Below are 7,436 nucleotides of genomic sequence, written 5' to 3'. Positions count from 1 at the left end.
CCCAGGACAGGCTCTCAGGGGCCGTTGACACGGCGAAGCGGAACGACCCGGTAGCCGACGATGTCGGGCAAGGTCTGGGCGTGCTCGTCGGCGAGCCGGGCCGTGGGCCAGCCGGTCAGGGTTTCGACCGGACGCCCATTGGCGTCGAGCACGGAGATCGAATAGTTCGCCGGTGTGTCCCGCACGGGAATCCAGTTCGCTCCGGGCCGGCGGGTCGGCAGGGCCCGGGAGGGGGAGGGTGCCCGCGAGCGGTGGGGCCCGCTCCTCCTCCCGGTATAGGTGGCCGCCTTCCACCCGCCCGGTGATCCGCAGGGAGAACCCGTCAGCGTCACGAATCCTCCCTGGCCTCCGGATGCCGGCCGGCACATCCGCCGGTAAGGACATGACACACTGCGCACCAGATCTGCTGCAGAATGCAGCCGTTTCTTCATGCATGCAGATGACGGCCATGACAGGGCATCGCTTGACAGGAGGACAAGGCGATGGATCCTCAGAGACAAGCACGGTCACAGTTCGTGACGTATCTTCGAGGCTTGATCGCAGATCGACAGAACGATCACAGTAAGTTGCACCGGAAGACGGGGATCCCGCGCCAAGTAATCGGCGACGCGGCGAACGGCCACCAGCTACCGTCACCCAGAGTCGTCGCAGACCTCAACCGGGAGCTGAAGTCCGACGGCGAACTGATCCGCCTGTGGAAGGAAGCGAAGCTCGAAAAGACAGCAGAAGATCTTGAATACGCCCTGCCGGGACCCGCAGGGTCGACCCGGGAGGCCTTGACAATAGCCGATCATCCTTACCTGGCCGCGCGACTCGCCGCCTACGAAGTTCGAGGACTGGTCGCGCTCGGAGACGAAGCCGGCGCACGAAAAGCGCTCGCGCTCATGCATGACCACGTCGTGGCCAATCCCCCGCTACCCGGAGCATCACCGTTCGGACCCGTCCACGCCGACCAGTCGACAGCGCGGACTCTCGCCCCTCTCCGGCATGGCGAGGCGGCCGAGGCGATGGCGCGCGCATCGGTCGACGCCTACCAACGAACCGGTGGTGGATTCGAAGACCTCGGGAACGCCATGCTCAACCTCTCCCTGGCGCTGCTACTTCGATCCAAACCCGAGCCGGAGGAGGCTACTCGGCACGCATCGGAAGTGGTCTCGATGTTGAACGCCATCCCGACCTACAGTGTCACAGCCAAGGCCGGAGATATCAGCAAGCATCTTGATCCGTTCGCTGAACTACCCCCAGTCAAAGATCTACGCGAGCAGCTCGGCGCCCGCCCACGGCTCGCCCTCACCCAGTGACCGCACCCGAGATCCCCATCGTTGTCACGGAACGGCTCATCCTTCGCGGCTGGTTCGACGCCGTCATCGACCCGTACGCGGCGATGACGCCGACCCCGAGACCATGCGCTATCTCGATGGTCCGTGCGGGCGGGAGGGGACAGTCCGACTGATCGAACGGGCCCGGGCGCTATGGGAGCGACGCGGACATGGTATGCGGGCCATGACCGACCGTTATACCAACGAGTTCATAGGCCGGGCAGGAACCTTCTACGCCGAGGGCTGGCTCGCCGTCGAGGTCGCTGTCTCTATCCGCCGGGACCGCTGGGGGCAGGGACTTGGCACAGAAGCGATCACAGCATCGCTCAACTTCGGCTTTGATCGGCTGGATGTCGACGAGCTGATCACTATCACATACCAGGAGAACGCGGGGATGAACGCGATCGCGCGCAAGCTTGGGATGACCTTCCGGGAGGTGGCTGACGTCGGCCCATGGAGGGCGAACAACGTCTATGCGATCAGCCGAGCCGAGTGGAACACCCGGCGTGGGGCAACCTCCAGAGCCTGAGCTGCCGGGCACCCATACCGGAGCCCACGCGAAGGATACGGCGCGGCCGCGCCGGCCGGGCCATCCTGACGGCATGGACGAGGCGCCTGGCAGACCGTGGCCCAACCCGGTAATCGTGCTGCGCTGCAAGAAGCATCGGCGGCCACCGCCACGGTGGGGTGTCCGGCTCACGTTCCGGCCGGTGTCATCCTCCAGGGACTGCCCGGACTGTCGATCGGTGGGCCCGAAGGACTCGTAACGGACGGTTCCCGGATCCGAGAAACACGCAAGAGCCCATCCGCGGGATACCCGCCCAGCGCGTACCCCGCGATTCGGTCCAGTGATGCCTTCGATACCCTGTGCGCCGCGTTGTCGGGGGGTGACGCCCATTCCCCGATGCTGTCTCAACGGGGGTCGGTCATGTCGTACTACGACGATCAAAGGCACCACAGCTACCACGACGGCAGAAGCCAGGGCTACCAGCAGCCTCACCCGGGCGGAGATGGGCCGACCCGCGGCTACGGACCCCCGATGCCGCCACCGCGGCAGGGTCGCGACTGGAAGAAGATCGGCATTATCGGCGGTGTCGCTGTGGTCGCGCTTCTTATCGTCGCCGCGATCGCGAGCCCCAGCTCCACGACCGCCACCCCGACGGCCGCGACCACCGCCGTCCCGGCGGCGACGACAACGGCCATTACGGTCTCCGGCACGGAAGGGGGTATCCCTACCACTGCCGCGCCTGCCGCAACCCAGCCGACGGTCCCCGCGGTGAAGGCGGTCCCTAATGTTGTCGGCATGAACCTGCAAAGCGCGCAGGAGCTTCTTTTCCCGCCCTTGCGGTCGACTTCAATCGACGCGACTGGACGGGGACGCCTTCAGATCATCGACTCGCATTGGAAGGTGGTACGGCAGGAGCCGGCAGCGGGCACCGTGGTGCCGTACTTGACCGACATCAAGCTGTACGTGGTCAAAATCGACGGCTCACTGACTTAAGGCCGGTCGCACCGGTGGTACGCCCCTACTCACCGAGGAACGCTGACGCCCCGGTGTAGCCGGGGGAGGTGATCCCCCGGCGTCTTTCTGATGGCGCTATCAGGGCTTACACGTCGGTTCACACGGAGGAATTCGTCGCCTGTTTCATCCATGTGATCTTGCATCCGGGTGATCACGAGTACGTGGCGTATGACCGGCGGCTTCCGCCCGAAGCCGTGGCGGAAGCGTTGCCGGAGCGCAGGTCATGGCGGTACCGATTGCCGGGTTCGCGGTAGGCTTGGGGCGGGCGCTGAACCAACTCAGGCATTGGTGCCTGGTGGGGGCGCCGTCAAACCGGTGGTGTTCGGGTGCCAGACCCTGACCAGGTCGGCGGCGGGGCAGTGCTCGAAGTAGCCCTGATCGTCATTGACGAAGAACGAGTCCCCGATGCCGAGGTCGAGGACTCCCCAGCCGATGACCGGCTCGTGCCAGGTGATTCCGTCGGCGTGGGGGAACTCGCCCATCTAGCCACCGCCAGGGATGGCGGTAACGATGTGGTCGTCAACGTCGGACGGTATGTCTGGCCGATTCCGGCCGATCGCGGTGACTATCTCGTCGAGGATCTCGTTGGTCCACTTCGCCTGGACCAGGCCTGACTGCGCGATCCGGATCAGAAGGTTGCGCAATGTGTTCGGATAGAGTACGTTGGCGTCGTACACCACCGTGAAGGTCATCGCTCAGTACAGCCCTAGTTCCTGGGTCAGCTCGGTCAGGTTGTCGGCCTCGCGCCGCCGCGCCAGGTCGTCGCGGCTTCTGTACTTGTGGAGGTCGCGAAACTTGATCCGCCAGTGGGTGCCGATCAGATCGGGGTCCGGTCGCCCGGTCGCGCCGTCAACCTGGCCGGGCATCTCTGCCAGGCATCTCTGCCAGCTCCATCAACATTCACGGTTCCCAACTGCATCATCCGAAACAAACGCAACATCTGCAAGCCTTGTGCGCGGGCCGACATCGGCCGCGCCGCGCGGGCTGGACGTCGAGTGCCCGGGCAGCGCCGCGCCCGCCGCCCTGGACAGCCGTCCGGTCGTCCGGGCGAGACATTCGAGTAAACGGCTCGTTGATGTGCTCGGCGTGTACATGCCGTCCCGATCTACCCTCGTGGATGTCCTGCGGCAGCCCGGCACACTGGTGCTACTGTTCCGCGACCTCCGCCCCCGCAGTGAGAGGTCGCGTCGCGGACGCGGTGACTACCAACGTTCGCGAGTTCGGGTCCTCATGATCGCGCGGCGGTCGAATTTGGGGGAGCCAGTCACGGTCCAGGGACCGCAGACCGTGCTCAGGTCCCCCAAATTCGCCGGCAGGGGGCGATCAGATGGAAGTCGACATTGATCGGTGCGGAGATCGGTGCGGGGGCCGGTACGGACGCTAACGGCACGTGGACGATCGCGGCCTGAGTGTGCGTGCCAGCTCGTGCGGATGGGCGCGGTGCGGGTAAGGAGTACGGGTAGGTAGGGACTGCATACCGCTGACGGACGGGATACCGCTCACGGACGGGGAGGCGAGAGATGACGCAGGTGGGAGAACGGGAGGCGCGCAGGGTCGCCGAGGCGGCCCGGGAGGCCGAGTGGCGGCTTCCCTCGTTTGGCAAGGAGCTTTTCCTCGGTCATCTCCGGCTCGATCTGATCTCCCCGCACCCGCGGCCGAAGGAGGGCGACCGGCAGCGGGGGGAGGCGTTCCTGGCCCAGCTCGAGTCGTTCCTGCGGGAGACGGTGGACCCGTTGCAGATCGAGCGGGACGGGCGGCTACCTGGGCAGGTGATCGACGGGCTGCGGCGGATAGGCGCCCTCGGCATGAAGATCCCCGAGGAGTACGGCGGACTCGGGTTGACCACCGTTTACTACAACCGGGCGCTTGAACTGTCCAGCTCGTGGCATGCGAGCCTGCCCACGCTGCTCTCGGCGCACCAGTCGATCGGCGTGGCCGAGCCGGTCCTGGGGTTCGGTACCGAGGAGCAGAAGCGGACGTATCTACCGAAGGTGGCCCGCGAGGAGATCAGCGCGTTCCTGCTGACCGAGCCCGACGTGGGCAGCGACCCGGCCCGGATGAGCAGCCAGGCGGTGCCGGTCGAGGGCGGCGCCGCCTACGAGCTGAGCGGCCGCAAGCTGTGGACCACCAACGGTGTGATCGCCGATCGGCTGGTGGTCATGGCGGTCGTCCCGCGCTCGGCCGGTCGTCGCGGTGGCATCACGTGTTTCATCGTCGATGCCCACGCACCCGGCGTGAAGGTGGAGCACCGCAACGAGTTCATGGGTCTGCGCGGCATCGAGAACGGGGTGACCAGCTTCGAGCGGGTCCGGGTCCCGGCCGCGGACCGCCTCGGGCGGGAAGGCGAGGGGCTCAAGATTGCCCTGACGACGCTGAACACCGGCCGCCTCGCCCTGCCGGCGACCTGTGTGGGCGGCGCCAAGTACGCGCTGCGCATCGCCCGGGAATGGTCGCGGGACCGCGTCCAGTGGGGTCGGCCCATCGGCCAGCACGACGCCATCGCCCAGAAGATCGCGTTCATGGCCGCCACCACGTTCGGGCTGGAGGCGATGCTGGAACTGTCCGGCCTGATGGCCGATGAGGGACGCGGGGACATCCGGATCGAGGCTGCCCTGGCCAAGCTGTATGCCAGCGAGATGGCCTGGCTGATCGCCGACGAGCTGGTCCAGATCCGCGGCGGTCGTGGGTACGAGACCGCCCAGTCCCTGGCCAACCGGGGGGAACGACCGGTACCGGCCGAGCAGATGCTACGCGACCTGCGCATCAACCGGATCTTCGAAGGGTCCACCGAGATCATGCGGTTGCTCATCGCGCGGGAGGCCGTGGACACCCACCTCTCGGTGGCCGGTGACATCATTTCCCCGGACGCGTCGGTCGCGGCGAAGGCCCGCGGCGCCGGACGGGCGGCTGCCTTCTACGGCCGCTGGCTGCCCGGCCTCGCCGTCGGCAGCGGGACGTCGCCGCGATCGTTCCTCGAATTCGGTCGGCTCGGCACGCACCTGCGTTTCGTGGAGCGCTCGGCGCGCAAGCTCGCCCGGTCGACCTTCTACGGGATGGCTCGCTGGCAGGGCGGACTGGAGAAGAAGCAGGCGTTCCTCGGGCGTCTCGTCGACATCGGCGCCGAACTATTCGCTATCAGCGCGGCGGTCGTGCGGGCCCGGATGCTCGATGAGGAGGGCGAGCCGACTGCGATCGACCTGGCCGACCTGTTCTGCCGGCAGGCGCGACGCCGGGTCGAGGCGTCCTTCGCGGCGCTGTGGCGCAACGACGACGCCCGCAACTACACGGCGGCGCAGGAGGTGCTCGCGGGCCGCTTCAGCTGGGCCGAGTCCGGCGTGATGGACCCGAGCGGCGAAGGGCCGTTCCTTGCCGCGGAGCGGCAGCAGGCGGTCCCGACTCGACCGGCCGTCGACCTGCTCGCCACGGGCTGACCACGCGCGCGCATCGTGTGATCATGCCGGCTGGTGTCAAGGCCTCCCGAAAAGTGAGCTGGCCGCCTTCGCTCACACGGCTGGTCTGGAGGTGACAGTCTGCCATTTTCCGCCAGGAACATCGAAATGGAACAATATCGAGCACCGACTGTTCTCCTGGATCAGCGTCAACTGGGGTGGGCGCCCGCTGACCAGCCACGACGTTGTCGTCAACACGATCGGCGCGACCACCACCCGCACCGGGCTGACCGCTCACGAGCTGGCTGCACCACCCCACACTCACCGGACTGGAAGGCCCTGCCTTCACCGCCCTGCTGGCCAGAGTCGAGCAGTACCTGCTCGATCACCCGCCGGTCAGCCTGCACCACAAACATGCCCGGTACCGCGTCCTGCGCTGCGGTCCCCTGTCGCTGTCTGACCGGCTGCTGGTCACCGTGATCCACACCAACCTGATCGACAAGGGCAACATCAAATTCTGAGGTTATTTTCCGGCAGATCCCTGGGGTCCCCTACCAAGCTGGCACGCTCGCAGACCCGCGGGTCCGGCCCCCGTCGCTGCGCGAGAAGCAGGCGTAAAACGAAGTTTCTATACGTCCTTGATAGGAAATGTCCATCCACCGTTCATTGGAACGTTGTTCCGTGCGGCTAGGTTCGTGAACGTGACGATCAGGCCCAGTGAGACCGGCGTGGCGAGCGTTGCTGACGCGCCACCGACCATGCTCGCATCGCTCAAACTCTGACCGCGGACGCTCTTGAGGAACACTTTTGAGGAACGCTGCTACTGATTCGCCCCACTCTATTTCGACTTCTTATTCACGCAGGAATACTGGAGTAGTCATGACGGCAAGACGGAAAAGACTTGCGACCGCGCTTGCGGTACTCTGCGTCGCGGCGCTCGCCGCATGCTCGTCGAATGGGGGTACATCGTCCACATCCCCAGCATCTTCTACATCCGCGGCGGGTAAGTCGATTATCTATGTGGCGCCCGTCCGCAACGGCGCCTACATCTCTGTCGCCTGCGGGGCGCAGGAACAAGCTTCGCGGTACGGGATGAAATTCACCGCGCAATATTCTCCAGAATTCTCGGCCGCTGCGCAGACGCCGCTCCTCAACGCTGCTATTGCGGCGCATCCCGATGTCCTTGTTGTTTCGGGGCGGACACAA

General features: G+C 66.0%; 9 protein-coding genes and 1 pseudogene. 6 read left to right on the top strand and 4 right to left on the bottom strand.

Annotation, left to right across the window (positions count from 1 at the left end; translation table 11 throughout):
- Positions 1–14: 14 nt before the first annotated feature.
- Complete coding sequence (locus tag AC08OJ_RS17055) at positions 15–332, bottom strand: hypothetical protein (protein WP_476596240.1); 318 nt, start codon at positions 330–332, stop codon at positions 15–17.
- A gap of 183 nt (positions 333–515) precedes the next feature.
- Here AC08OJ_RS17055 and AC08OJ_RS17050 point away from each other — a divergent pair, with 183 nt between their 5' ends.
- The 3 genes from AC08OJ_RS17050 (at position 516) to AC08OJ_RS17040 (ending at position 2,820) form a co-directional block, all read left to right on the top strand.
- Positions 516–1,301, top strand: coding sequence for a hypothetical protein (locus AC08OJ_RS17050; protein ID WP_476596239.1), 786 nt, complete (start codon positions 516–518; stop codon positions 1,299–1,301).
- Positions 1,302–1,404: 103 nt separating this feature from the next.
- Complete coding sequence (locus AC08OJ_RS17045) at positions 1,405–1,848, top strand: GNAT family N-acetyltransferase (RefSeq protein WP_476594172.1); 444 nt, start codon at positions 1,405–1,407, stop codon at positions 1,846–1,848.
- A 399-nt stretch (positions 1,849–2,247) separates the two neighbouring features.
- Entirely contained in the window at positions 2,248–2,820 is a 573-nt protein-coding gene (locus AC08OJ_RS17040) for a PASTA domain-containing protein (protein ID WP_476594171.1), read from the top strand.
- 299 nt (positions 2,821–3,119) lie between these two features.
- On the opposite strand, the gene AC08OJ_RS17035 is transcribed toward AC08OJ_RS17040, so the two are convergent.
- Genes AC08OJ_RS17035 through AC08OJ_RS17025 form a run of 3 tightly spaced genes read right to left on the bottom strand, consistent with a single transcriptional unit; the run spans position 3,120 to position 3,707 of the window.
- A complete protein-coding gene (locus tag AC08OJ_RS17035; RefSeq protein WP_476594170.1) occupies positions 3,120–3,323 on the bottom strand; it encodes a hypothetical protein in 204 nt (67 codons plus the stop codon).
- On the bottom strand, positions 3,324–3,533 hold the full coding sequence (locus AC08OJ_RS17030; protein ID WP_476594169.1) for a hypothetical protein: 210 nt from the start codon (positions 3,531–3,533) through the stop codon (positions 3,324–3,326).
- Between the two features lie 3 nt (positions 3,534–3,536).
- Positions 3,537–3,707 (bottom strand): hypothetical protein, encoded by a 171-nt coding sequence (locus AC08OJ_RS17025; protein WP_476594168.1) that lies wholly within the window; start codon positions 3,705–3,707, stop codon positions 3,537–3,539.
- A 654-nt stretch (positions 3,708–4,361) separates the two neighbouring features.
- On the opposite strand from AC08OJ_RS17025, the gene AC08OJ_RS17020 reads away from it, so the two are divergent.
- The 3 genes and pseudogenes from AC08OJ_RS17020 to AC08OJ_RS17010 form a co-directional block, all read left to right on the top strand.
- Entirely contained in the window at positions 4,362–6,272 is a 1,911-nt protein-coding gene (locus tag AC08OJ_RS17020; RefSeq protein WP_476596238.1) for an acyl-CoA dehydrogenase family protein, read from the top strand.
- A 49-nt stretch (positions 6,273–6,321) separates the two neighbouring features.
- Positions 6,322–6,751, top strand: a pseudogene (locus AC08OJ_RS17015) (ISAzo13-like element transposase-related protein); the annotation flags it as partial.
- A gap of 499 nt (positions 6,752–7,250) precedes the next feature.
- On the top strand, positions 7,251–7,436 hold a 186-nt coding region (locus AC08OJ_RS17010), incomplete at its 3' end, for a hypothetical protein (protein WP_476596236.1).

The sequence above is a fragment of the Frankia sp. CgKIO3 genome (assembly GCF_977946435.1).
The sequence above is the reverse complement of the archived record's forward strand: the minus strand, read 5'-3'. Positions and strand labels throughout refer to the sequence as shown.